Here is a 25,511-nt window from a genome sequence, read left to right as displayed (position 1 = left end):
TAGCCCTCGCCGGGAGAGCGTAAGCCGCTCACAATTTGATAGCAGCCTTAGGCAGCTGCGCGGCGAGTCAGCACTTCAAACGCCGGCAAAGTCTTGCCCTCCAACACTTCGAGGAAGGCGCCGCCACCGGTGCTGATGTAACCCACCTGCTTCTCGATGCCGTACTTGGCAATAGCCGCCAGCGTGTCGCCACCGCCGGCAATGGAAAAGGCGCTGGACTCGGCAATCGCCTGCGCAATCACCTTGGTACCGTTCTCAAAGGCGGCGAATTCGAACACGCCAACCGGGCCGTTCCAGACGATGGTGCCCGCCTTCTTCAGCTGGCCGGCCAGGGCTTGCGCGGTTTGCGGGCCGATGTCGAGGATCAGGTCGTCGTCTGCCACGTCGGTCGCGGACTTGATGGTGGCCGGTGCATCGGCAGCGAAGGTCTTGGCAGTCACCACATCGGTAGGAATCGGCACCGCGGCGCCGCGCGCCTTCATGGCTTCGATGACGGCCTTGGCCTGGTCCAGCAAGTCTGGTTCGGCCAAGCTCTTGCCGATCTTCAGGCCGGCGGCCAACATGAAGGTGTTGGCGATGCCACCGCCGACGATCAGCTGGTCGACGTTCTCAGCCAGGCTCTTCAAAATGGTCAGCTTGGTCGACACCTTGGAGCCGGCGACGATGGCGACCAGTGGGCGTTTAGGAGCCAGCAGGGCCTTGCTGATGGCATCCATTTCAGCGGCCAGCAGCGGACCGGCGCAGGCAACGGGCGCGAACTGGGCGATGCCGTAGGTTGAGGCCTCAGCACGGTGTGCGGTGCCAAAGGCGTCGTGTACAAAGATGTCACACAGCGCGGCCATTTTCTTGGCCAGGTCTTCGTTGTTCTTCTTCTCACCCTTGTTGACGCGGCAGTTTTCCAGCATCACCAGTTGACCGGGTTTGACATCCACGCCCTCGGTCCAATTGGCCAGCACGGGGATGTCACGCCCCATCAATTCACCCATGCGTTTGGCGACCGGGGCCAAGGAGTCTTCGGGTTTGAATTCGCCTTCGGTGGGGCGGCCCAAGTGGCTGGTCACCATGACGGCGGCACCGGCGTCCAGCGCCATCTGGATGCACGGCACGCTGGCGCGCACGCGGGTGTCTTCAGTGATGTTGCCGGCGTCATCTTGCGGCACGTTCAGGTCGGCACGGATGAAAACGCGTTTGCCAGCCACTTGGCCGCGCGCGCACAGATCGGAGAAACGGATGACGTTCATGGTGGAAGCCTCAAAGGAAGTTGGGAAAACGGTGCAGCGCCGTACCGTGCTGTTGGCGGATTGTAGAAGGCGCGGTGGCGGGCTTTTGAGAGTGCTGCTTTGGGACGCTGTAGCCCGTGGGAGTGGGGAATGCCGGGGGCCTCAGAGGCGCTGCGCTTGCCAAGTCGGCCCCCGGCACTCCCCACTCCCACGGTGGTTACGGTAGTTGCAGTAGGTGCGGTGGTATCGAGAGGCGCACCGAGTGCTACACGCTCGCGGCGCAAGGGGTGTGTGCGGGGCCGACTTGGCAAGCGCAGCGCCTCTGAGGCCCCGCACACACCCCTTGCGCCGCGCCACCAGCCACTACGACTGGAACTGGTTTCACCAACCTAGCCCGATGTGCAACGGCAGGTAAACCGCCATGCCAACCACGATAGTCCCCAACACCACCTGCCCAGCCCCCTTGCGCCAGAAAAAGTAGGCCACACCTGCCATAGCCGCATACAGGCGGGCGTCAAACACCGTGTGGATCAGAATGCCCTGTGTCATCACAATCTCCGGCACGATGACGGCCGACAACGCTGCGATCGGTGCATATTGCAAACCCCGTTGCGCCCAGTGCGGCAAGGTCCACGGCTTGCTGGAAATGAAGAAAAAGGAGCGTGAGATCACACTGACGCCGGCCATCAGCACGATGGTCAGCAGGGTCCAGGGGTCGGTGTCGCCGCTGAAGAATCCGTCCATGGCTCAGTGACCTCCACCAGTTGGTGCTGCATGTTGTTGGTACAAGGCCGTCTTTTCCAGCAGCAGGCAGACCACGACGGATGCCGCAATTGCCGTCAAAATATTGAGCTTCAGCGGCAGCGCAAAGGCCGCTACAGCCGCCGACCCCGCCACCGCGGCCGATATCCACCGTAGCCTCGTCGACGCCAGCGAACACAGCATGCCAAGCAGCGCCAGAATGCCGGCAAAACCCAGCCCCCATTGGGCCGGTATCGCATTGGCCAGCACCACCCCCAAGATGCTGAACGAAGTCCAGCTGATCCAGTTCAGGCCACCGTTGCCGACCAGATAGGCCATCTGGCCCAGGCGCTCGTCTTCTGTGACGCCAGGATGGTGGAAGCGCTTGACGAACAGCACATAGGTCAGGTCGCCAGTCAGGTACCCGGCCAAGAGGCGGTCACGCAGCGGCAAATGCATCACATAGGCCCGCATGTGCACGCTGAACACGACAAAGCGCAGGTTCACACACAGGGCTGTGGCCAGCACCACCCAGATGGGCGCGCCAGCCAAAATCAGCGGAATGGCGGCCAGCTGTGAACTGCCGGCAAATACGATAGCGGCCATCAAGAGCGCCTCGGCCGTGCTCATGCCGGACTTGACCATGGCAACACCAGTCATCAGGCCCCAGGCGGCAATGCCGGTAGCCACGCCCATCATGTCGGCTACGCCCTGGCGGAACTCGGGGTGGTTGAAGCTTTGGCGGCGCAGCAGCATGGTTAAAGGTGTTGCTAAGCGCCTACTACGGGCACGGGTAGCAAGTCAAACCGCATGCCGGCCTGCACGTCAAAGCCGCGCAGAAAGTCTGCCACGGCCAAGCGCTTACCGCCGGGGCGTTGCAGTTCAGTCAGCCTCACTATCGTTTGCATAGCAGCAACTTCAATACCCGCGGGGGCTGCAGCCAGAATGGTTCCGGGTTCTTGGTCTGTGCCGCCATCGGCCTGCAGTGCACCCCAGACCTTGATCACCTCACCATTCAGCATGGCCGTAGCGCCAGGAAAGGGGTTGAAGGCCCGCACCCGCCGGACAATGCACGCGGCGTCCTGGCGCCAGTCGATGGCGGCCTCGTGCTTCTCGATCTTGTGGGCGTAGGTGATGCCGGCCGCTGGCTGCGGCACCGGCTCCAGACGCCCGGCAGCGGCCATGTCCAACGCCATGACGATCAGATCACCCCCCAGGGCCGCCATGCGGTCGTGCAGGGATGCGGTGGTGTCGGTGGGCAGGATGTCCATGCTGTTGACCAGCAACATGTCGCCAGTGTCAAGACCGGCGTCCATTTGCATGATTGTCACTCCGGTTTCGGTGTCGCCGGCTTCAATCGCACGGTGTATGGGTGCTGCGCCGCGCCAACGGGGCAATAAAGAGCCATGGATGTTGAGGCAACCGAGCTTGTTTTGGACAGCCAAATCATCGAGGACCCACTGCGGAAGAATCAGGCCGTAGGCGGCCACCACCATCACGTCCGCTTGCGCATCGGCAATCGCTTGGCGGGCTGCGGCGGCATCCTCAGGGTACTTGCCATCCAACCGCAAGCTGCGCGGTTGGGCGACAGGTATGCCGTGCTCCACGGCGAACTGCTTGACGGCGGAGGCTTGCAGCTTCATGCCGCGGCCAGCGGGCCGATCCGGCTGGCTTAACACCAAGTCGATGGTGTGGCCGCTGGCATGCAGACGCTCCAATGCTACGCGGGCAAACTCCGGCGTGCCTGCAAAGATGACCCTCAATGCGGGCTCCCGCTGGACGGGCAAACCCTCATTTGGCCTCCTCGCGTTGGGCCTTGATCATCTTGGTCTTGATGCGGTTGCGCTTGAGCGGCGACAGATATTCGACAAACACCTTGCCCATCAAATGGTCCATCTCGTGCTGTATGCAGACGGCCAGCAGTTCATCGGCTTCTATGACGCGGACAGTGCCGGTAAGGTCCTGCGCGCGCACATGCACGGCATCGAAGCGCTGCACGCCATCGTAAATGCCGGGCACCGACAGGCAGCCCTCTTCGTTGAGGTGGGTCTCAGGGCTGGTCCACACCAGTTCGGGGTTGATCAAGACCACAGGCTCGTCGCGCTCCTCGGAGATGTCGATAACGATGACGCGCTCATGCACATCGACCTGGGTGGCCGCCAGGCCTATGCCTTTTGCGTCGTACATGGTCTCCAGCATGTTGGCAACCAAGGTCTTGATGCGCTCATCGACGGAGGCCACCGGTTTGGCGATTTTGAGCAGTTTGGGGTCGGGGTAGCAAAGTATTGGCAGCAACATATGATCGGTTGGCGACAGAGCCGCGCGCTTACGCACTGCAGTCTGTCCCGCAAGTTTTCGGGAATGTGGCTATTTTCGCCACTTTTGGGCCTTTGCGCACCGCGAGTTGGCTAAAAACGTTGCCGAATCAAGGGCTTGAGCGCAAAATCGCGCGTAACTTATCAAGTTCTTCTCTGGAAATGCAGCACCTTATGACGACACACCTAAAAGGCGAATCGACCATGGCCATCGCTAAGTTCGCCAAGCTGGCTGCGCTGACCACACTGGCCAGTGCCTTGGTGGGCGCCCCAGGATGGGCGCAAAACTACCCCATCACGGCCGCGCAGAAGGACACCGCCAAGGCCGTCGCCCAAAAAGGCGTGCCTTTGAGCGAACTCGCCGCCAATGCGCCTGAGCGCTACACGATCAAGTCAGGGGACACGCTGTGGGCGATTTCCCGCCTGTACCTGAAGAGCCCCTGGCGCTGGCCAGAGTTGTGGGGCATGAACATCGACCAGATCAAAAATCCGCACCGCATTTATCCGGGCCAGGTTTTGGTCTTGGAACGCAAGAACGGACTGGCCACCCTGCGCCTGGAAGGCGGCGAACAAACCGACCCGCCTACGGTAAAGGTAGAGCCCCGTACACGCTATGAAATGCTGTCCGACCTGGCCCTGCCGACATTGCGGTCCAGCGTCATTGAGGCCTTCTTGGCCGAGCCCATCATCGTTGACGAAGCCGGCCTGCGGTCGGCACCGCGGATCGTGGCCGCTCAGGACAGCCGTGTGCTAATCACCGGCGGTGACCGCGTCTATGCCCGCGGGCCGGAGGGTACACCGCTGCTGGACGACCAGCCCAAGGACCAGTACTTCCGCGTATTCCGCAACGCCACCCCGCTGAAAGACCCGGGCACCGGTGAAATACTGGGCTACGAGGCCCACTATGTCGGCAAGGCCGTGTTGGCCCGCAGTGAAGGCAGTACCGACGCCGAAGACGGCAAGGGCAAAACCACCCAGGCCGTGGTGCCAGCGACCATCGACATCATCACCGCCAAGGAAGAAATGCGCGTTGGCGACCGTTTGATTCCCGAGCCACCGCGCCAGCTGCAGACCTACACGCCCCATGCGCCCCCGGAACAGATGGAAGGCCGTATCGTGTCGGTCTACGGTAACGCAGTGGTCAACGCCGGACAAAACCAGGTGGTTGCCATCAACAAGGGCACGGCGGATGGCATGGACACCGGCACCGTGCTGGCCATACTGAAAGACGGCGCTCGCCTCGTCGACAAGACGGATGGCAACCGCACACCGATGAAGTTGCCCGACGAACGCAACGGCTTGCTGATGGTGTTCCGCACGTTCGAGCGCCTCTCGTACGCACTGATTTTGGAAATCACCGACGGCGTGCGGGTGGGTGACCGCCTGGTCAACCCCCGCAACAGTAACAACTGACCAAACAGCTTGAACAGGCGCGGCACTGGACACGGTGTCCGCCTGGTCTGCAGCCCTGTAATGGAACACGCCGAACTCGCCGCTTGGCTGCGGCTGCAACTGACACCTGGCGTGGGCAATGCCAGTGCGCGCAAGCTGCTGACCGCCTTCGGCTTACCCCAACACATCTTCGATGCGTCCATTTCGGCACTGGAGCAAGTCGTAAGTGCAGGACAAAGCACCGCGTTGAAGCAGACACCCGCCGAATGGTCGGAGTTGCTGGATACCACATGGACCTGGCTGGGTGCCAAGCCGGACGCACACCGGGTGCTCGCCCTGGGTGATGCCGCTTATCCCCAATCGCTGCTGAATATGGAAGATCCACCGCTGTTGCTATACGCGATGGGGTCGCCGGGCGTGTGGGACCGTGGCGGTCTGGCAAGCAGCATGGCGCACAGCCTGGCGGTCGTGGGCAGCCGCAACCCAACGCCGCAGGGCGCAACCAATGCCCGCCAGTTTTCGCAGGCGCTAGCGCAAGCCGGTTTGACGATCGTGTCGGGTCTGGCTTTGGGCGTTGACGGTGCTGCACACGAAGGCGCCCTTGCCGGTGCGCCTGAAGAGCAACTTGCAACCATCGCCGTAGTGGGCACCGGGCTGGACCGGGTCTACCCCCGCCAACACCGGGACCTTGCACACCGCATCGCCCAGCGCGGTGTCATGCTCAGCGAATACCCCTTGGGTACACCACCCCTGTCGGCCAATTTTCCGCGGCGCAACCGCATCATCGCTGGCCTGTCCAGCGGTACGTTGGTTGTGGAGGCGGCGCTGCAGTCGGGTTCGCTGATCACCGCACGACTGGCTTCCGAGCAGGGCAAGGAGGTGTTTGCCATACCCGGCTCGATCCACTCCACACAGGCACGCGGGTGCCACGCGCTGATCAAGCAGGGCGCCAAGCTAGTGGAAAGCGCGCAGGACGTGCTGGAAGAGATGCCGGCCGCAACGCCGCGCCGCGCCGATTCGAACGCAGCGGTAGACAGCTCTGCAGCTATGCACGGCGGGGAGGACGCCACCGACGACCCCTTGCTGGACGCTCTGGGATTCGATCCGATAGGGCTTGACGCGCTGCTGGCCCGCACCGGACTGGACACGCCGCGCCTGCAGGCTCGGCTGATGGAGCTGGAAATCCACGGCCTGGTAGCCCGGCTGCCCGGTGGACTGTTTCAGCGTAGCGCTCTGGCCTGAATCCCTGCACCTAAGCCTCCTGCGGCCCATCGCACCCCTAAACGCGAAAAAGCAGGGAAAGTCCGATCCGCACAGACTGTCGCGATTTTCTGCGCTATATTGGGACCATGTTTGAAGTACTTGTCTTCGTTTATGAAAACTACTACGCAGGTGACAGCTGCCCCGAACCAGCCCACCTGGAGCGCAAGCTCAACGCGGTAGGGTTTGATTCGGAAGAAATTTCGGACGCGCTGAACTGGCTCAACGGCCTTAACACCGCTGCGCGGGGCTCCAACGGGTTCGTTGGCGAGACCCCACAAATGCCAACGCCCGAGCCTTGGCTGCGCGAGCCCTGCTCGACCAGCGTGCGCATCTACCCGGCGGCAGAGCAAATTCACCTGGGTTCCGAATGCCTGGGGTTTATCAGTTTTCTGGAATCCGCCGGCGTGCTGCCCGCGTCTATGCGGGAAGTGGTTATCGAACGGGCCATGGCAGCCCCGGGTGTGCCGGTGGCACTGGATGACCTAAAGATCATCATCCTGATGGTGTACTGGAGTTTTGGGCAGGAACCCGATGCGCTGGTGCTGGATGAGCTATGCGACGACGGGAATGCGTTGCGCGTAGCGCACTAAATTCTGTTGCCCCCACGCTCTGCCGCTGCGCGGGTCGCTGCCCCCTGAGGGGGCTAACTCGCCTTGGGGCAGCCGGGCGGCGAGTTGTTCCCTCTAACCACGCTTTCGGACGTCAAGCCATCAGCCGCTCAGGGTTCGCTTCGATCTTGGACAAGGCGTCGCGCGTGGCGCGTACCGTCAACGTTTCCTCTTCCTGCGGCAACAACAGACCGGCCTGCAGGTAGGCGGCCAGGCGGCCGCCCTGTATCAAATAGCTTTTGCCCGAACTGGACGCAAACAAGTTCAGGTGCTTGCGGTCACTGCGCCATGCAAATTGCACCTGGGTGATCTGGTTGTTGTGGTCCAGCGTGTACCAAGAGCCCAACTGCAGTTCCTGTGCCCAGGCCAGCATGGCAGCGCTGGGCTTGGAGCCACCATTGCCCACAACTTCGATGGCCGATGCATCAATGCCTAGCATCATCTCTATGCTTTCGGCGTCCAGCGGTAAGTCACCCAGCCCGTCCTCCGACACAAAGTCTTCCAGATTGCCCAGCCGGTTGGCCATGGCATCGATCTTGGCCTGGGGAATGGCCTGCGTCTTGGACAGGAAGGCATCGGCCAGCGTGTCGCTGACGGTCTTGATGTGAACATCCTGCTCGGACGGTGCCATGGCCAGCAGCGTCATGCCGGAGCGCAGGCGCAACAGCAAATTCGGCAGGTCCTGGATTACGCGTGCACGGTCTGCGCGGTTGGGCTTGGCACTGGCAGCCCATACCAGATCGGTGGCCGATTTCTTGAGTAGCAGGGTGTCCTTGTGCTGAGGTCCCTTGCGCACAGCGGCCACTGCTAGCACCTCAGCCCAGACCTTGAACAGGTACTCACGAATCTCGTCGCGCACTGGTATGTCCTTGAGCATGTTGCGCATCTCAATCGTGTACTGAATGGCCAGGGTTTCTTTTTGTTCCACCTGCTGCGCCACGCTGACTACCTTCTGTGTGGTGCCTTTTTCGGTCAAGAACTTAGACAGGAATTTCTGGAATTCCTCATAAACCACCTGGTAGACCTTCTTACCGGTCTCCGGGTATTGCTCGATGACCTGGACGATGCGCTTGACTTCAAGCTCCATGGCATTGCCCTGGACCCCTGCCGAATCAAAGCCCATCACCACCGAACCCATGCGGTCGATCAGCAGACGGGCCGGGTGCGACGTGGTGCCCAGAAAGTCGGGGTCTTCCAGCGCCATGCGCAACACGGGCATCTGCAGCCGGGCAAACCAGACCCGGATACCCGGTGGGATACGCTCTTCGGCCAAAATGGCCTGGAACATCAATGCCACGATCTCAATCGTCGCCTTTTCGCCCTTGGTCTCGGCCTTCTTTTTCAGCTCAACCGTTTTTTCCCGCAGGTCATCCGCGACACGGGCCACACCTGCCGGACTGTAATCTTCATATAGTGTGCCGCCCGCCGCATAGCCACCGGCTTGGCCGGGCTGCCTTGGCACCAGGGCCGCAGCCAACGCGGGCGCCGGTGCATGGTGGTGGGCGGTACCGGTAAAGTCGCCGCCAGCTTGGCTGACGAACAGACGCCGGATCTGGCCAATCACCCCCTGGGCTCGGTTGCGGGCCCGCGCCATCGGCGAATTGGCCGTCATCATGCGCGTTTCATCCGCCGCAGAATGCCCCTGACCCATGCTGTTCTGCATGCCGGACGACTGCTTCCAGAATGGGGTGGGGGAAGACGAAGACGACGGGCCAGGACCGGAGGTCGGCTCCACACCTCCCGCACCGTTGTCGGGTGTGCGGGCGCCCCAACCGAGTCGCCCACCAAAAAATCCACCGCCCGATCGCTGCTGCTGTCCAGCGCCATCGGCATCGGGACGGCGACCAGCATGACCCTGGTTGCCGCCCTGCGAGCCCGAGGATTGCCCGGACGGGCCTCCCTGTCCGTAGCCACCACTTTGGGGGTAACCCCCGCCATAGTTGCCGCCCTGCCCAAAATCCCCTTGGCCGCTGTTTCCGCTACCTTCAGCTGGCGCTTGCGGCTTGCCCTGCACAGCAGGGGGTTGTGAACGCGCCGGCTGACGCGCACCCGCTCCGCGGGAAGGACCCTTGACGCGGTCCTTGAGCTCGATCGTGGGCATCACGCCCTTTTTGATCAACAGATCATTGGCACTGGCATAGGCGGCAGTGAGTCGCTCGATCAGCAACTTCTGCACCACTTCATTGACCATGGCCCAAGAGTCGCCGGGCATGCCCGCGTTGGCCCACTGCTCGACCATCAAGAGCACCAGGACTTCCGGCCGCAGCACGTCATTGGTGGCTAATTCTTCGGTGTCTTCCAGGTACTGCATGCGCAGCTTCAGGTCTTCCAGCTGGGAGCTGACCTTCTCCATGACGGCCATGACCATGCGCGACGCCAGGATCTTGTTCTCTACAACCTCGGTGCCCACCAGTTGCAGGCCCATGACCTCGGAGCTGGCGGATTTCTTCTTTCCGGGAGGGTCCAGGCCCTCGCGCCAGACCTTCATCGTACCTTCCAGCCACAAGGGCCTGCAGGTCTTGTAGGCCATCCAGACGTCGCGACGCTCCTGGCTCTCGCGCGCGTTGGACGGAGCATCCATCAGGGTGGTGATCTGCTCAAGCACAGCACCACCAATTTCGGTCATGGCCTGACCGGCTTCGCCCAGAAAACGCTCACGCAACGCCCGGGCGAACTGCTGCCGGGGGGAGAGGTTGGACGAACGGGGTGCGATGGCCATAAATCAGCAAATGCTCAGACCGTAGCGCCCGCATTAGGGTCCGCAGGATCTCCTTCTTTCTTGATCGGAGCCTTGATCAGGTCTTCACGCTGGATGCCCAGCCACATGGCAATAGCGGCGGCAACGAATACCGAGGAATAGATGCCGAACAAGATGCCAATGGTCAGCGCCAGCGCAAAGTAGTGCAGCGTGGCGCCGCCAAACAGGAGCATAGACAGCACCATCAGCTGCGTACAACCGTGCGTGATGATGGTGCGGCTGATGGTCGACGTGATCGCGTTGTCGATGACCTGCTGGGTGTTCATCTTTCGGAAGCGACGGAAATTCTCGCGGATTCGGTCAAAGATCACAACCGACTCGTTGACCGAGTACCCCAGCACGGCAAGTACCGCAGCCAGAACCGGCAGCGAAAACTCCCACTGGAAGAAAGCGAAAAATCCCAGAATGATGATCACATCGTGCAAGTTGGCAATGATGGCTGCCACGGCAAACTTCCACTCAAAGCGGATGGCCAAGTACAGCATGATGCCGGCGATCACGAAGGCCAGCGCCTTGAGGCCATCGGCCGCCAGTTCACCGCCGACTTGCGGCCCCACGAACTCGGTGCGGCGCAATGTCGCGCTGGCATCGGCCGCCTTCAGGGATTCCAGCACCCGTTCGCTTTGCGCCCCCGAAGTACTGCCCTTTTGCACTGGCATACGGATCAGGATATCTTGCGCGGTGCCAAAGTTCTGGACTTGAACGTCCTGGATACCCAGGGCTGCAACCTTGTCGCGAACGGCATTGATGTCCACGGCCTGCGAATAGCTGACTTCCATCAGCGTACCGCCGGTGAATTCCACCGACAAATGCAAACCGCGCGAAAAAAGGAAGAAGACGGCCGCCAAAAAAGTAATCAGCGAGACCAGGTTAAACACCAGCGCATTCCGCATGAACGGAATGTCGCGGCGGATTTTGAAAAATTCCATGCTACCGAATCCCTTTAGTTTGTCGTGACCTGATTGCCGGAATCAGGCCGCCAAACCGTCCCAATGGACACATTTTTTAATTTCTTCTGCCGACCGTACCACAAATTTACCACGCCCCGGGAGAAGAAGACCCCCGAGAACATGCTGGTCAGGATACCCAGGCAGTGCACCACCGCGAAGCCTCGTACCGGGCCGGAGCCAAACGTCAACAGGGCCACGCCCGCGATCAGCGTCGTGACGTTGGAGTCGATGATGGTCGCCCAGGCGCGGTCATAACCGGCGTGGATGGCCGCCTGCGGCGAGGCGCCGCCCCGCAATTCCTCGCGCACCCGCTCGTTAATCAGCACGTTGGCGTCAATCGCCATACCCAACACCAGCGCCATCGCGGCCATACCGGGTAATGTCAACGTAGCCTGCAACATCGACAGCACGGCCACCAGCAGCAACAGGTTGAGGGCCAACGCAACGCTGGAGATCACGCCAAACAGCATGTAATAGATGCACATGAATACAGCCACCGCAGCAAAGCCCCAGGTCACACTGTTGAAGCCTTTGGCGATATTTTCTGCGCCGAGGCTTGGGCCAATCGTGCGCTCTTCAATAATTTCCATGGGAGCGGCTAAGGCGCCCGCACGCAACAGTAACGATAGCGAGTTTGTTTCTTCTGACGTGAAGTTTCCGGTGATTTGGAAGCTGCTGCCAAATTCGCCCTGAATACGCGCCACCGAAATCGCCTCGCCCTTGCCCCGCTCAAACAGAATAATCGCCATCAGCTTGCCAACGTTCTGGCGCGTCAGGTCTCGCATGACGCGTCCACCTACGCTATCGAGATCAATGCTGACGGCAGGTCGCTGGTTCTGGTCAAACGTGGACTTCGCGCCGTTGAGCCTGTCACCCGTAAGGATGACTTGCTTCTTGACGACCACTGGCTTGCCGTCGCGCTCCAGGTATTTCTCGCTGCCAAAAGGCACGATCCCTGTCTGGGCTTCACTGCTTTCATCCACCATGCGCACTTCTAAAGTAGCGGTGCGGCCCAGGATGTCCTTTGCCTTGGCAGTATCTTGCACGCCCGGCAGCTGCACAACAATGCGGTCCAGCCCCTGCTGCTGGATGACTGGCTCGGCAACGCCCAGTTCATTGATACGGTTGTGCAGCGTGGTGATGTTTTGTTTCAGCGCCTGCTCCTGCACCTCACGCGCCGCCACGAGTTGAATACTGGCGACCATCTTCACATCGGTACCTTCCGTGGTCTCAACCGTCGTCAGATCCTTGAACTGGTCCTGGATGATGCGCCGGGCCGTCTCTGCGGTTGCCGTGTCACGGAAACGTATCTCTATGGTTTGCCCGTTACGGCTGATACCTCCATGCCGCACGTTCTTTTCGCGAAATGTGGTGCGAATATCACCTGCCAGGGACTCGGCCCGCTTGGACAGTGCCGCCGGCATGTCAACTTGGAGCATGAAGTGCACGCCGCCCCGCAAATCCAGCCCCAAATACATGGGCGATGCGTGCAACGATGTCAACCATGCCGGGGACCTCGACAACAAATTTAAGGCTACGACGTAAACAGGATCTGAACCCACCGGGTTCAGCGCCTTTTGGATGGCGTCTTTGGCCTTGAGTTGCACATCAGTGCTTGGGAAGCGCGCCCGGATGGACGCGCCCTCCAGAGTCACCACCTCAGCGGCAATGCCAGCCGTCTTCAACGCCTCTTCGATACGGGTCAATACCACCGCATCAAGCTTGGTCGACGCCTTGGCAGCCGACACCTGGACGGCCGGGGACTCACCAAACACATTTGGCAGCGCAAACAGGCCGCCCACCAACAGTGCGATCACAATGATCGCGTATTTCCACACCGGGTAACGGTTCATGATCGCGCGTCAGTCTAGAGAGGTAAATAGTAGATAGAGAAAAGCTTCGAAAGCTAACACTTACTTGATAGAGCCCTTGGGCAGAACCTGGACCACCGCGCTGCGCTGGATCTGGATTTCTACGCCGCTGGCCACTTCCAGCCCCAAGTAGTTGTCGCCAATCTTGCTGATCTTGCCCAACACGCCACCGGCAGTCACCACTTCGTCACCCTTGGCAACCGCCTCGATCATCGCGCGGTGTTCCTTCTGCTTCTTCATCTGGGGGCGGATCATCACAAAGTAAAGGACCACAAACATCAAAACCAGCGGCAGCATGCCCATCAGCGACGACTGCATGTCACCCCCGGCAGCAGCAGCGGGAGCAGTTTGGGCAAAAGCAGAGGAAATAAACACAGGCTAACTCCACAAAACAAGAGACAAGAAAAAGCGGGCTACCCCAAAAGAGGTGGCAACCAAATGTATGGACAACCCTTGATTGTAGTCGGGCGGGGTCAAATGCTGCCTTTTTGGGCCACAACTAATCCCCACACCATTCAAGCGGGCCGGTGAAACCGCTCCAATAACACCGACCACTGCTGACGCGCAGCCGCCAGATGGCGGGCTTTCACGTGGCCATAGCCGCGGATCTGCTCCGGCAGGCGGGCGAAGGCCACCGCCGCGTCCCGGTTATCAGCGCTGAGCTTCGGCAACAGGCCCTGCACCGCATCCTTGTACTCCTGCACCAGCGCGCGCTCGTGACGGCGTTCTTCGGTGTAGCCAAAGATGTCCAGCGGACCACCGCGCAACACCTTCAGCGGCGCCAGCAGACGAAACGCGCTTTGCATCCATTGGCCGTAGCTGCGCTTTTGCAGTTCACCGGCTGCGTTTGTCTTGGCCAACAGCGGCGGTGCCAAGTGGTAATTCAGCTTGAAGTCGCCTTCAAACTGGGCGTTCACCTTGGCCAGGAAGGTTTTATCGGTGTGCAGGCGCGCTACTTCGTACTCGTCCTTGTAGGCCATGACCTTGAACAAATAGCGGGCCACGGCCTGCGTCAGCGGCAGGGCTTCGCGCTTGGCTGCGTCTGACGCGGGCGCAATGGCTGATTCGGCTTTACGCACGGTATCGACAAAGCTGGCATAGCTGGCCGCGTAGGCCGCGTTCTGGTACCCGGTCAAGAACTCGACCCGCTTGGCCACCAGCTCGTCCACCGACTGTGCGGTCCGCGGCGTGAAGGCGATGACCTGACCCGGGTTCAGCAGCTTTTGCACGGCCGGCCAATCCAGCGCGGCCTGACGGCCCCAGGCGAAGGCGGTCTTGTTGTTCTCGATGGCCACGCCATTGAGTTCGATCGCCCGCATCAACGAGGCATGTTCCAGCGGGATCCAGCCCTTTTGCCAGGCGTAGCCCAGCATGATGGGGTTGGTGTAAATGCTGTCGCCCAGGAAATGGGTGGCCATGGCGTCGGCATCAAACGCGCCGACACCTTCTTCGCCCACGGCATTGGCGATCTCCGCCAGGCAGTCCTGCCCGGGGTTGGCCCAGTTGGGGTTGTTGACGAAGGCCGCGGTCGGTGCGCTGTGCGAATTCAGCGCCACGTGGGTGCGGCCCTGGCGCATGCGCATCGTGGTTTCCTTGCCGGCCACGACGATGGGATCACAGCCAATGACCAGATCGGCCGATGCCATGCTGACACGCGTGGTGCGGATGTCGTCTTGCGAGGCAGCGATCAGCACATGGCTCCAGGTGGCACCGCCCTTCTGGGCCAGACCACCGGCGTCCTGCGTGACGATACCCTTGCCTTCCAGATGCGCGGCCACGCCCAGCAGTTGGCCGATGGTGATGACGCCGGTACCACCGACGCCGGCCACGATGATGCCCCAGGCACCGCCGCTGGCGCTGCCATCTGCTGCATGCATGGCAGCGCTCAGTTGGGGAATGCGCGGCACCGGCAAAGTGGCCACATCGGTCGCAACCGCAGACTTGCTCTTGGACTTCTTGCGCAGGCTGCCGCCCTCGACGGTGATGAAGCTGGGGCAGAAGCCCTTGACGCAGCTGATGTCCTTGTTGCAGGTGCTCTGGTTGATCTGGCGCTTGCGACCAAACTCGGTTTCCAGTGGCTCCACACTGACGCAATTGCTCTTGGCACCACAGTCGCCACAGCCTTCACACACCAGCTCGTTGATGACCACGCGCTTGGCCGGGTCGACCATCGTGCCCCGCTTGCGGCGACGGCGTTTTTCGGTGGCGCAGGTCTGGTCGTAGATGATGACGGTTGTGCCCTTGATCTCGCGGAACTCTTTCTGGATGTCGTCCAGCAAGTCGCGGTGGTGCACGGTTACGCCCTGCGCCAACTCGACGCCGTCGTACTTCTCGGGCTCGTCAGTCACGACCACGATCTTGATGGCACCTTCGGCCCGCATGCTCTGCGCAATCTGCACCACGGAATGGCCTTCGGCACGTTCACCGACCTGCTGGCCGCCGGTCATGGCGACCGCGTCGTTGTACAGAATCTTGTAGGTGATGTTGACACCCGCGGCGATGCTCTGGCGCACCGCCAGCAGCCCGCTGTGGAAGTAGGTGCCATCACCCAGGTTGGCGAACATGTGCTGGTCATGGCTGAACGGCTGCTGGCCCACCCATGGCACGCCCTCGCCGCCCATTTGCGTAAAGCCCACGGTGGCGCGGTCCATCCATATCGTCATGAAGTGGCAGCCAATGCCTGCCATGGCGCGCGAGCCTTCCGGCACCTGGGTGCTGGTGTTGTGCGGGCAGCCGGAGCAGAACCAGGGCTGGCGGTCGGTCAGCTTGATGTCGGCCTTGGCGCGGTTCACCTCCAGCACATGCATGGCGCTTTCCTTGGCGCTCAGGATGGCGAGTTGTGCGTCGATGCGGGCGGCAGTGTCGGCGTCCACACCCATCATCTTGATGCGCTTGGCAATGGCGCGCGCGATGATGGCGGGCGACAAATCGGCATTGGCACGCAACAACGTGTTGTCGCTGGGGTTGGGCATGCCCCACTCTCCACCGCTGCCAAAACCGGAGCCATCGGACTCCATCTCGTTGAACTTGCCCAGCACGCGGGGGCGCACGTCGGCGCGCCAGTTGTACAGGCCTTCCTTCAACTGGTATTCGATGACCTGGCGTTTTTCCTCAACGACCAGAATCTCTTGCAGGCCGGTGGCGAATTCGCGGGTCAACTGCGCTTCCAGCGGCCACACCACGCCGACCTTGTGCAGGCGGATGCCGATGCGCCGGCAAGTCGCGTCGTCCAGCCCCAGGTCCAGCAGGGCCTGGCGTGTGTCGTTGTAGGCCTTGCCGCTGGCGATCAGGCCAAAGCGGTCGTTCGGTCCTTCAATGACGTTGTAGTTCAGGCGGTTGGCGCGGATATAGGCCAGCGCGGCGTACCACTTGTAATCAAACAGGCGGGCTTCCTGCTCCAGCGCATGGTCGGGCCAGCGGATGTGCAGGCCGCCGTTGGGAATCACGAAATCGGTAGGAATCTTGATCTGCACACGGTCCGGATCGATCATGGCCGTGGCGCTGGATTCGACAATCTCCTGGATGGTCTTCATGCCGGTCCAGACGCCCGAGAAGCGGCTTAGCGCAAAAGCATGGATGCCCAGGTCCAGAATCTCCTGCACATTGGCGGGGAAAAACACCGGCGTGCCGCAGGCCTTGAAGATGTGGTCGCTCTGGTGCGCGGCGGTGGAGCTTTTGGAAATATGGTCATCACCGGCCACCGCAATCACACCACCCCACTCGGTGGTTCCCGCCATATTGGCGTGTTTGAACACATCAGAGCAACGGTCCACACCCGGGCCCTTGCCGTACCAGATGCCAAACACGCCGTCGTACTTGTTGCTGCCCTTGGGTGCAAAGCCCAGTTGCTGTGTGCCCCACAGCGCGGTGGCGGCCAGCTCTTCGTTGACGCCGGGCTGGAACACCACATGGTGCGCCTTCAGATACTTCTCGGCCTTTACCAGCGACTGGTCATACGTACCCAGTGGCGAACCGCGGTAGCCGCTGATGAAACCGGCTGTGTTCTTGCCGACTGCCAGGTCGCGCACACGCTGCAGCATGGGCAGCTTGACCAGGGCCTGCACACCACTCATGAAGGCATGGCCGTAATCCAGGGAATATTTGTCGTCTAGCGTGACGGTTTCCAGGGCCTTGCGGACGTGTTCGGGTAGCGGTGCGTTCATGGCGGTTTGTCTCCGGGCTGGCGGTGTGGTGGCTGGCGCAAGGGGACTCGCTGGCACAGTTCAAACTGGTCCGCGAGGCCTTCTCTTGTTGGACGATCAGTGTAGGCACATTGGGCTGGTATGTCTTTGCGTTCTGTGCCCAAACAAACCCGGCTTGAGAAAGAATATTGCTGCAAAATGCCAATATATGGAACAACTGGACAAATTTGACCTTGCAATCCTCGGCGCGCTGCAAAACGACGGCCGGCTGAGCAACACTGAACTCGCCGGCCGCGTCGGACTGTCCACCGCGCCGTGCTGGCGCCGCGTGCGGGCGCTGGAGGAAGCTGGCTTTATCAAGGGGTACCGCGCCGAGCTGGACCGTCAGAAATTGGGCCTGGGTGTGCTGGCCTTTGTGCGGCTAGACGCCGAGCGCAATACCGGGGACTCAACCCGCGCGTTGGAAGAAGCGATACAGAAACTGCCGCAGATCGTCAGCTGCCACTACATCAGTGGCTCGGGCACGTTTGAGCTGCAGGTGATTTGCCAGGATCTGGACAGCTTCTCCCGCTTTGCACGCGAGAGCCTGATCAACCTGCCCCATGTGAAGGACCTGCACACCAGCTTCTCGCTGGGCGAGGTCAAAGCCAGCAGCGCGCTGCCGCTGGACCATTTGAAGACCTGATGGAATGGCATTTTGGCCGCCAGCCCTCGTGGATATAGCGTAACCAGCTATGTAATTGATAGCAATTTTCGGCGGCCATCCACCCGCGCGGTGGCGCAGCCTGGTGCTGTCTACCGCGCCAGCACCGTGCGTATGGTGTTGCCCAGCTCTTCAGCCGCAAACTTGGCAATATAGGCGTCGGCACCCACACTCTTCACATGGCCCTCGTTGGCCGAGCCGGTCAATGAGGAATGGATGATGACCGGGATGCCCTTGAAGCGCCCATCCTGCTTGATATTGCGGGTCAGCGTAAAGCCGTCCATGACCGGCATCTCCAGGTCCGTCAGCACCACCGAAACCTTGTCCTGTATGGTCTTGCCCTCGGCCTGGGCATTGGCGGTCATGGTCTCCAGCATGTCCCAGGCTTCCTTGCCGGTCTTGGTCATCACGTAGGGCACGCCCATGGCTTTGAGGCCCTGCTCAATCATCAGGCGGGCTACGGGGGAGTCGTCTGCGGCCAGCAACACGGTGCCGGGCGGCAGCTTGACGGCACCAACCTTGGAACCGTCAACATCTGAACTGTGCTCGTTGGGCATCACGTCGCGCAGGATCTGCTCCACGTCCAACACCTGCGCCAGGCGGGTGTTTTCGGCATTGCCATCCAGCCGCGCAATGCTGGTTACCAGGCCGCCGCCACTGCTCTCGGCCGACAGCACATGCTTCCACTCCAGGCGCACGATCTCGTTGACCTCTTCCACGGCAAAGGCTTGTGTGGTGCGCGCAAATTCGGTGACCAGCAGGATGCCCAGGCCCTTGGTGGGGTTGCAGCCCACCACCTTGGGCAGGTTGATGACGGTGATCATCTGGCCGCGGATATTGGCCACGCCCATAACAGTGGGCGGCATGTTGACCATGGACGTGATCTCGGGCATGACCAGTATCTCGCGCACCTTGAACACGTTGATGCCGAACAGCTCGCGGCGCTCCGTGCCGGGGGCCTGACCTAGACGGAACAGCAGCAACTCGAACATGCTGTTGGAAGCCAGATTGGTCCGCTCATCAATATCCCGCATGGTGCTCATGGCGTGTTCCCCAGTGTTCGGTGGTGGTTAGAGGGCAGAAACGGTCACGTCATCATAGTAGCGTTATCTGGCCGATTTGGGCCACAAAACCCACAACTGCAAAGGCTGGCGCAGGCGCCCCGCGAGTTCGCCCGCCTCGGGGCCCCAGCCAACAAAATAATCGGCCCGCACCGCGCCGGTGATGGCACTGCCGGTGTCCTGCGCCAGCACCAACTTTTGCAGCGTAGTCTGTGGGCCACTAGACGCCAGCCACAGTGGTGTGCCATACGGAATACTGGTCGGGTCTACCGCGATGGAGCGCCCAGGGGTCAATGCCACGCCCTGGGCGCCGCGCGGCCCCTCGCTGGAATCACGTGCGGCAATAGCCTCTTCGCGAAAGAAGACCACGCGCGGGTTGCTCCACAGCAGTTCTTGCTGGCGCTGCGGGTTCTGCATCAGCCAGGCTTTGATGCCGGGCCAGGATGCATCGCGGATCAGGTTTTGGTCCAGCAGCCAGCGGCCCACGCTGCGGTAGGGCTGGTCGTTAGTGCCGGCATAGGCCAGGCGCACCCAGCGCTCGCTGCCGTCGGGCTGCGTGATGCGGATGCGGCCGGAGCCTTGTATCTGCAGCACCAGCGCGTCCACCGGGTCGGCCAGGTAGGCAATAGCCCTGCCCTGCAGTGCGGCCTGGGCCTCGGGCAACGTGTCAATCTCTTGGCGCGTATACCAAGGCTTGCGCTGCGCCAGGCTGGCGGGGGGCTGGTACAGCGGTACCGAGAAAGTGGCGTTGGGCAGGCGGCTGGCCTCCAGTACGGGTTCATAGTAGGCGGTCAGCAAGCCGGTGGCTTCGCCCTGCTGCGTTTCCACGCGCATGGGCTGCAATCGGTTTTGCATCCAAGCGCGTTGCTCGTCGGCGCTGCCAATGCTGAGGCGGCGGATCTCGGGGCACAGCGGGCCAAACGCTCCGCCGGGGCGCTCACAGCTCTTGAGCCAGGCGTTCCAGGCCTCAAACAAGTTGTCGTCGGCAAAGCCGGGCAGGTCGGTCCACGGCACCGGCACCCAGCGGCCCTTGGGCTGGTTCAGCGTGCCGGGCGCTGTCTCCGCCGGCACCGGGCTGCGCGTGGGCTCTGTGCGCGTAGCGGCCGGCGGTGGCCCATACAGCGGCACGCTGCCGCAGGCGACCAGAGTTCCTACAATAGCGGCCAACCACCCGGCGGTTAAAAGTCGCTGCACCATCACCATGACATTGCTATTGTTGGAAGCCCTGGGCGCAGGGTTGTTGTTCGTTGGGATCATCTGGTGGACCATGTTTTCGGGGCGCAAGGGGGGCGAACTGCCGGCCGACACCCGCGACGACCCCGCGCAACAGTCGGGCGCTGGAGACCAGGCCCAGCAGCCTTCAGCCGCCAAGACCCCAAGCAAAATTGACCGCTAGCCCTCGTGGGCTGTGCGTAAGCAGCTATGTTTTTCATAGCATCTTCAGAGCCTGTTGAAGCATTACAGCAGCCGGTGCTGCAACGCCGGTAGCTGGGCGCGGCGCTGCTGCAGTGTGTGCGGGCTCAACTCGGCACACACCACACCTGGGCCATGCGCCCGCTGCGCCAAAATCTCGCCCCACGGGTCCACCAGCATGGACTGGCCCCAGGTGCGCCGGCCGTTGGGGTGTTCGCCGCCCTGGGCGGCAGCGCCCACATAGGCCAGGTTCTCGATGGCGCGGGCGCGCAGCAGCACCTCCCAGTGCGCCTGGCCGGTGGTGTGGGTGAAGGCGCTGGGCACCAAGAGCAGGTCCACACCATCGCGGGCATAGCCCCGGTACAGCTCGGCAAAGCGCAGGTCGTAGCAGACGCTCAGACCCACCTGCCACAGGTGGCCGTCTTTGGATGGCAGCGCAAAGCGGGTCGGCTGCGCCCCCTGGTCCAGCACACGTGATTCGTCATACGACTCGACGCCGTTGTCGAAGCGAAAGAGGTGTATCTTGTCGTAGCGCGCCGCACACTCACCCAGGGGGTTGAAGACCAACGCGCTGTTGTAAACCCGCTCGGGGCTGGACGCTGACAGCGGCAGTGTGCCGCCAACTATCCACAGGCCCAGCGTGCGCGCCGTGTCGGCCAGAAACCGCTGGATGGGGCCGGTGCCAAAGGCCTCCTGTATCGCCAGCTTGTCACTGTCGTGGTGGCCGATCAGGCAAAAATATTCGGGCAGCACGGCCAGCTCTGCGCCTTCACGTGCGGCCTGCTCCAAGAGGGCACCGGCCTGTTGCAGATTCTCGGCCAACACGCCGGTGGACACCATCTGGATGGCGGCTAACTTCATACGGGGACTCCAGACATCAGGGAGCAGCCGGCGCACTGGCGGCCGGCGACGGGGTGTTTTTATGGTCGACCTTGGTGACGCGAGGGTCAAGCCAGGTGCCGTCCACAAGGAGCTCAAAGGTCGCGGCCTCGATCAATGGTTTGCGCAGGATCAGCTGGGCCAGAAAGGTACTCAGGCCAATGACCGGGTTGATCGCGGCATAGGCCAGGGAGGCGCTGCCGGCATTGATCTCGGGCACCACCACGACCTTGAGGTTTTGGGTTTCCTTGGCAATGTCGGCCTTGCCCTCGATGAACACAACGGCGTTGACGCCCTTCATCTTCAGGTTGTTGGTGTGCGCTATGCCCTGGACGATGCTGACATCGCCGCCGAAGGAGTCGAACGCAAACCCGTCGCTGAATACATCGCGGAAATCCAGCGTCAGGCGGCGCGGCAACGACTGCAGGCTCAGCACGCCCAACAGCTTGGCAATGCCGGGGTCGGTTTTGAGGAACTGGCCGCTTTCTACATTGATGTTGAAATTGCCACCCAGGCTGGGGTAGTCCAGTGTGATGGGTGAGCCCAGCCAGGCGACCTGGCCTTCGATAAGACCCTTGCCCCTGTTCACGACGTCCTTCATGCCAAAGCGGGTCAACAGCCTGCCAGAGTCGCTGATGTCCAGTTTGAAGTTCAACGCGGTGCGCCTGCGCTCCTTGATGCTGCGGGCTGCCGCCGGCCCAGGCTGGGCACTGACATTGGTCCAGTTGCCCGAGGCGGTCAGCGTGGCCTCCGGCGTGCTGATGTTGAAACGGTTCAGCCGCCATTCGCGGGGCAGGTCCCGCGCCACCGCAGACGCGCCGGCGCCGACATTGACCGCGTCGATTTCGACCCGGCCCAGCTTCTTGCCACGCAGTTCGAAATCTTCAACCACGATGTCCAGCGCCGGAATACTGGCGGGTTGCTCGTCCAGCGCGTTCTCCACCTCTTGCGCTGTGCTCTGCGCCACCGCCAGCCGGGACAGCCGGGCATACAGGCGACCCGCGTTGGACCCGGACGATTGTCGGTATTCCACATAGCCATTGATCTCGGAAGCGTCCATGTTGGCACGCCACATTAGGCCGTCGCGCCCGCCACCGATCACCACATTGTTGAGCTTGCGCCCACCCACGGTGAGCTCGCGGGCGCGCACGGCCAGGCTGTTGGGCAAATAGCCCATGCTGGCCGGGACACTATTACTGGTGGTGGCCGTCGTGCCGACCGTGGCGCTGGCGACCGCGGTGGCCGACAAGTCTGCACCCGCAGCACGCGACAGAATCTCGGACCAGGCGTCGACATCGACCGTGGCCAGGTTGATGTTGGCCGCCACGCCTTCAGCGGGCAATGGCGCCGATTCATCGGATGCCAGCCCCACGGCCACCGAGCCGCGCAGCACACGGGCGTCGGGCCCGGACACGTCGCGCACGAAGACCACGTTGACCAGCTTGCCAACATCGACCTGCAACTGGTCTTGGGCATGCACAGCACCGTCACTGCCCGCCACTAGCGACGCCCGCACGGCCGAGGTCTCGACGCGCAGCGGCAGCGCGGCGTCTGCCGTTTTGGCGAATGGTGCGGGCAGCGTCAAGGCCATGCCGACCAGATTGCTGTTGATCTGCAGCTCGGGGATGCCACCGCGTATGCCCAGCGTGGCGGTATAAGCCGCCGTGCCATTGGCGTACGGCGCCAGCCGGGCTGCAATGCCCAGTTCACGCGCCTGCCGAAGGCCGTCGGACGAGGCCGTGCCCTGCAGGCGCAGCAGCTGGGGGCCCTGGACTTTTCCCGGCGCCGTACTGGAGCTGTTGATGCCGCCCTCTAAGCGCACATCGCCGCCCAGTGCCTTGGCCTGAGCGCCGGTCAGTGAGAAGCCGGTCTCCGAAAAATTGATGACGCCGCGCGCGCGCGACAGGCGCGGCGTCTCGGGTGTGACCTGCAACTCGTTGCCGCCCAGCGTAATGGCGCCACGTACCGTGGCCTTGTCCACCGCGGCAATCGGAAACGCCAGTTTGAACTTGAAATCGGACGGGCCGCTGGCCGTGGCGCGCTCCAGCGCCTTGCCCATCAGCGTATTCAGCGGCGACGCGTTGACGAAGCTAAGCACATCGCCCAGAGGACCCTGGGCCTCGGCGGTGACCGATACCGTGGCGCCCTGGTACAGGCTGTCCACGACCGCATCCGCCTTGCTGATGTGCAGGCCTGGCACACCCTGCACACCGCTGCTGGCGCCCTTGACCTGCAGCACGGCTCGGTCGATGACGAGTTCGCCCGACAGGTCGGTCAGCGCCGGCCACTGCGGCGTGTCCTTGGGCAGCAGAAAGGATGGCACATAGGCAAACGTGGCTTTGTGGATGTCGGCGGAGATGCGGAAATCGCCCTGCTTTGCCGCCGTGAACGGGAAGTCGTGCAAATTGCCCTTGACCTTGAACTTGACGTTGGAGGCCGTGCCGCTGGTGACGGCTTCGCGTACATAGTCCCGCACCGGCTGGTGGATGCCCAGTGGCAAGTAGCGGTGGACCTTGGTGCCATCGGCACGGCTCAGGTTGCCCTGCAAATCCAGGATGCCAGGGAACCGGCCCGCGCCGTGCGCCGTACCTTGCGCTGCGCTGGCAGCATGTGCAGCGGTGCCAGTGGTGGCTGCCGTCGGTGCTGTTTGCCATTTGAGCTGCAGTTCCCCCTGTGCATCTGCATTGCTGAAGCGCAGCGTCGGGATAGACAGGCTGATGTTGCCGGCGTCCAGCTTCCACTGCACCTCGCCGTCCAGCGCATTGAAAGCTAGCACCGGCTGGTCGAACACACCCGGCAGGTCGAGGGCGCCATTTTTGATCTCCAGCGTAGCGCGGCCACCGCCTTGGTTGAGGTCGAAATCAATGTCCGCGCCCGAGAAACCCGGTCGCGTACCGGTGTCGCCGGACAGGGACGCGATCTCCAACTGCACGACGCGACCCTTTGCGGAAAAACGGGTGGGTTCGCCAATGGGTCCCTGCCAACTGGCCAGCACCTGTTCAACCAGGCCCTTGGGCGCCAACTGCGCCATCTGCCTGCGCAAGGCCTCGTTCAGTGGCAGGCTATCGGCAATCTGTGCCATGGCCGCCAGATCGAGCCGGTCGGCGACCAGTTCGCCGCGCGGTGGCTTGTTTTTGTCGCCGGCGAAAAGCGCCACGCGTACATTGCCACCGGGCCAGCGCAGGCCGTCGTCGGTCTGGAATTGCAGGGCCTGGGTCGAAAACTCAACGCCGCCCTCAAGGGCCTTGGCGCCCAGCCGACCAGTAATGCCGCGCAGGGCCAATGCGTCCAGCTTGGGACCCAGGGTGACCTTGACGCCATCCAGCGCAAGGTCCGCCGTAGCGCCGGTTACCGTGCCACGCGCCACGTCGACCCAGGCGCGCAGCGAACCCTTACCCTGCTCCAAGTCCACCCCCAGGTTGGCATACAGGCGCAGCTGGCCCACATCCACCTGCGTGAAATGGGCGTAGACCTGGCCCTGCCAGTCCTGCCAGTCGCTGGCGCGGCGGGTGAGCAGCGGTTGTTTGAAGACGCCCATCAGGCTCAGCCGCTCGCCCCAATGGGCTGGCGGTGTGGCGTCCAGGCGCATGGCGTGGGTGCGGTGCTGGTTGCGCAGCACCCAATTCACATCGGTCAGGGCCAACGTGGGTACGTTGCGCATTTCGTCGGTCCAGCTCACTTTGCCATGGCGAATGACCAGCTCGGGCTGGGAGAGCACCCAGTCCGCACCGCCACTGTCGGCCCCGTCGCCTTTGGGCAAGGGCAGGCCTGCCACCCAGATACGGCCATCGCTGGAGCGGCGTACATCCAATTCAGGGCTGTCCACCGTCAGCTGCTCGAAACTCAAAGCCAGCAGGGAACGGGCGGACAGCGCGGCCAATACGGACGGCAATTTAAGGGCCTCGCGGCCCTGGCTGTCGAGCAGCCGTACATCGTCCAGCTCCAGTGACGGGATCAATCCATTGGAGCGCGCCACGATGCCACCGATGCGCACCGTAACCCCCAATATGCGAGAGGCCTGTTGCTCCAGCGTTGGGCGAAATTCCGCAATTCGCGGCACAATCACAAAATGCAGCGCACCCCAGACCATGAGCAACGCCACCCACGCTGAAACCACCACCCAAAACGCTGCGCGCACCACGAAGGCACCGACCCTGAGGACGGGTGAGGATTGTGTCTTCAATTCAGTCATCGC

The 25,511-nt window shown here is 62.2% G+C and carries 19 protein-coding genes; 5 read left to right on the top strand and 14 right to left on the bottom strand.

Annotated elements, in window-relative coordinates:
• Positions 1–47: 47 nt before the first annotated feature.
• From AC097P_RS05020 to def, 5 genes are all read right to left on the bottom strand, one after another.
• Positions 48–1,241, bottom strand: a complete 1,194-nt coding sequence (locus tag AC097P_RS05020) for a phosphoglycerate kinase (RefSeq protein ID WP_479609256.1) — start codon at positions 1,239–1,241, stop codon at positions 48–50.
• A 360-nt stretch (positions 1,242–1,601) separates the two neighbouring features.
• Positions 1,602–1,964: an AzlD domain-containing protein gene (locus tag AC097P_RS05015; protein ID WP_479609255.1), complete on the bottom strand. Its 363-nt coding sequence runs from the start codon at positions 1,962–1,964 to the stop codon at positions 1,602–1,604.
• A gap of 3 nt (positions 1,965–1,967) precedes the next feature.
• The gene (locus AC097P_RS05010) at positions 1,968–2,717 is read right to left on the bottom strand and encodes an AzlC family ABC transporter permease (protein WP_479609254.1); all 750 of its coding nucleotides are present in this window, start codon (positions 2,715–2,717) and stop codon (positions 1,968–1,970) included.
• A 14-nt stretch (positions 2,718–2,731) separates the two neighbouring features.
• Entirely contained in the window at positions 2,732–3,724 is a 993-nt protein-coding gene (gene fmt, locus AC097P_RS05005) for a methionyl-tRNA formyltransferase (protein WP_479609253.1), read from the bottom strand.
• Positions 3,725–3,752: 28 nt separating this feature from the next.
• The gene (def, locus tag AC097P_RS05000) at positions 3,753–4,259 is read right to left on the bottom strand and encodes a peptide deformylase (protein ID WP_479609252.1); all 507 of its coding nucleotides are present in this window, start codon (positions 4,257–4,259) and stop codon (positions 3,753–3,755) included.
• Positions 4,260–4,450: 191 nt separating this feature from the next.
• On the opposite strand from def, the gene AC097P_RS04995 reads away from it, so the two are divergent.
• The 3 genes from AC097P_RS04995 to AC097P_RS04985 all read left to right on the top strand — a co-directional run bounded on the left by AC097P_RS04995 (position 4,451) and on the right by AC097P_RS04985 (position 7,521).
• Complete coding sequence (locus AC097P_RS04995; RefSeq protein ID WP_479609251.1) at positions 4,451–5,689, top strand: LysM peptidoglycan-binding domain-containing protein; 1,239 nt, start codon at positions 4,451–4,453, stop codon at positions 5,687–5,689.
• Between the two features lie 60 nt (positions 5,690–5,749).
• On the top strand, positions 5,750–6,910 hold the full coding sequence (gene dprA, locus AC097P_RS04990) for a DNA-processing protein DprA (protein WP_479609250.1): 1,161 nt from the start codon (positions 5,750–5,752) through the stop codon (positions 6,908–6,910).
• Between the two features lie 107 nt (positions 6,911–7,017).
• The gene (locus AC097P_RS04985) at positions 7,018–7,521 is read left to right on the top strand and encodes a Smg family protein (RefSeq protein ID WP_479609249.1); all 504 of its coding nucleotides are present in this window, start codon (positions 7,018–7,020) and stop codon (positions 7,519–7,521) included.
• 112 nt (positions 7,522–7,633) lie between these two features.
• On the opposite strand, the gene AC097P_RS04980 is transcribed toward AC097P_RS04985, so the two are convergent.
• The 5 genes from AC097P_RS04980 to AC097P_RS04960 all read right to left on the bottom strand — a co-directional run bounded on the left by AC097P_RS04980 (position 7,634) and on the right by AC097P_RS04960 (position 17,281).
• Positions 7,634–10,258 (bottom strand): DUF1631 family protein, encoded by a 2,625-nt coding sequence (locus AC097P_RS04980; protein WP_479609248.1) that lies wholly within the window; start codon positions 10,256–10,258, stop codon positions 7,634–7,636.
• A gap of 14 nt (positions 10,259–10,272) precedes the next feature.
• Positions 10,273–11,226: a protein translocase subunit SecF gene (secF, locus tag AC097P_RS04975; RefSeq protein WP_479609247.1), complete on the bottom strand. Its 954-nt coding sequence runs from the start codon at positions 11,224–11,226 to the stop codon at positions 10,273–10,275.
• A 14-nt stretch (positions 11,227–11,240) separates the two neighbouring features.
• Entirely contained in the window at positions 11,241–13,100 is a 1,860-nt protein-coding gene (secD, locus tag AC097P_RS04970) for a protein translocase subunit SecD (protein ID WP_479609246.1), read from the bottom strand.
• Between the two features lie 60 nt (positions 13,101–13,160).
• On the bottom strand, positions 13,161–13,493 hold the full coding sequence (gene yajC / locus AC097P_RS04965; RefSeq protein ID WP_479609245.1) for a preprotein translocase subunit YajC: 333 nt from the start codon (positions 13,491–13,493) through the stop codon (positions 13,161–13,163).
• Positions 13,494–13,633: 140 nt separating this feature from the next.
• Entirely contained in the window at positions 13,634–17,281 is a 3,648-nt protein-coding gene (locus AC097P_RS04960) for an indolepyruvate ferredoxin oxidoreductase family protein (protein ID WP_479609244.1), read from the bottom strand.
• 187 nt (positions 17,282–17,468) lie between these two features.
• Between AC097P_RS04960 and AC097P_RS04955 the strand changes: the two genes are divergently transcribed.
• Positions 17,469–17,945, top strand: a complete 477-nt coding sequence (locus AC097P_RS04955) for an Lrp/AsnC family transcriptional regulator (protein WP_479609243.1) — start codon at positions 17,469–17,471, stop codon at positions 17,943–17,945.
• 110 nt (positions 17,946–18,055) lie between these two features.
• Here the strand turns inward: AC097P_RS04955 and AC097P_RS04950 are convergent, their stop codons facing one another.
• Entirely contained in the window at positions 18,056–19,006 is a 951-nt protein-coding gene (locus tag AC097P_RS04950; RefSeq protein WP_479609242.1) for a chemotaxis protein, read from the bottom strand.
• A 63-nt stretch (positions 19,007–19,069) separates the two neighbouring features.
• Positions 19,070–20,293: a murein transglycosylase A gene (mltA, locus tag AC097P_RS04945; protein ID WP_479609241.1), complete on the bottom strand. Its 1,224-nt coding sequence runs from the start codon at positions 20,291–20,293 to the stop codon at positions 19,070–19,072.
• Between mltA and AC097P_RS04940 the strand changes: the two genes are divergently transcribed.
• On the top strand, positions 20,226–20,420 hold the full coding sequence (locus AC097P_RS04940) for a hypothetical protein (RefSeq protein WP_479609240.1): 195 nt from the start codon (positions 20,226–20,228) through the stop codon (positions 20,418–20,420). The genes mltA and AC097P_RS04940 overlap by 68 nt on opposite strands.
• A gap of 62 nt (positions 20,421–20,482) precedes the next feature.
• On the opposite strand, the gene AC097P_RS04935 is transcribed toward AC097P_RS04940, so the two are convergent.
• Together AC097P_RS04935 and AC097P_RS04930 are read right to left on the bottom strand one after the other, a co-directional pair.
• The gene (locus tag AC097P_RS04935; RefSeq protein WP_479609239.1) at positions 20,483–21,298 is read right to left on the bottom strand and encodes a carbon-nitrogen hydrolase family protein; all 816 of its coding nucleotides are present in this window, start codon (positions 21,296–21,298) and stop codon (positions 20,483–20,485) included.
• A gap of 16 nt (positions 21,299–21,314) precedes the next feature.
• A complete protein-coding gene (locus AC097P_RS04930) occupies positions 21,315–25,508 on the bottom strand; it encodes a YhdP family protein (RefSeq protein ID WP_479609238.1) in 4,194 nt (1,397 codons plus the stop codon).
• Between the last annotated feature and the right edge of the window lie 3 nt (positions 25,509–25,511).

It is taken from the genome of Rhodoferax sp. ZS1R8, from assembly GCF_056521325.1.
Note: the sequence above shows the minus strand (reverse complement) of the source record. Positions and strands in the feature narration are given on the sequence as shown.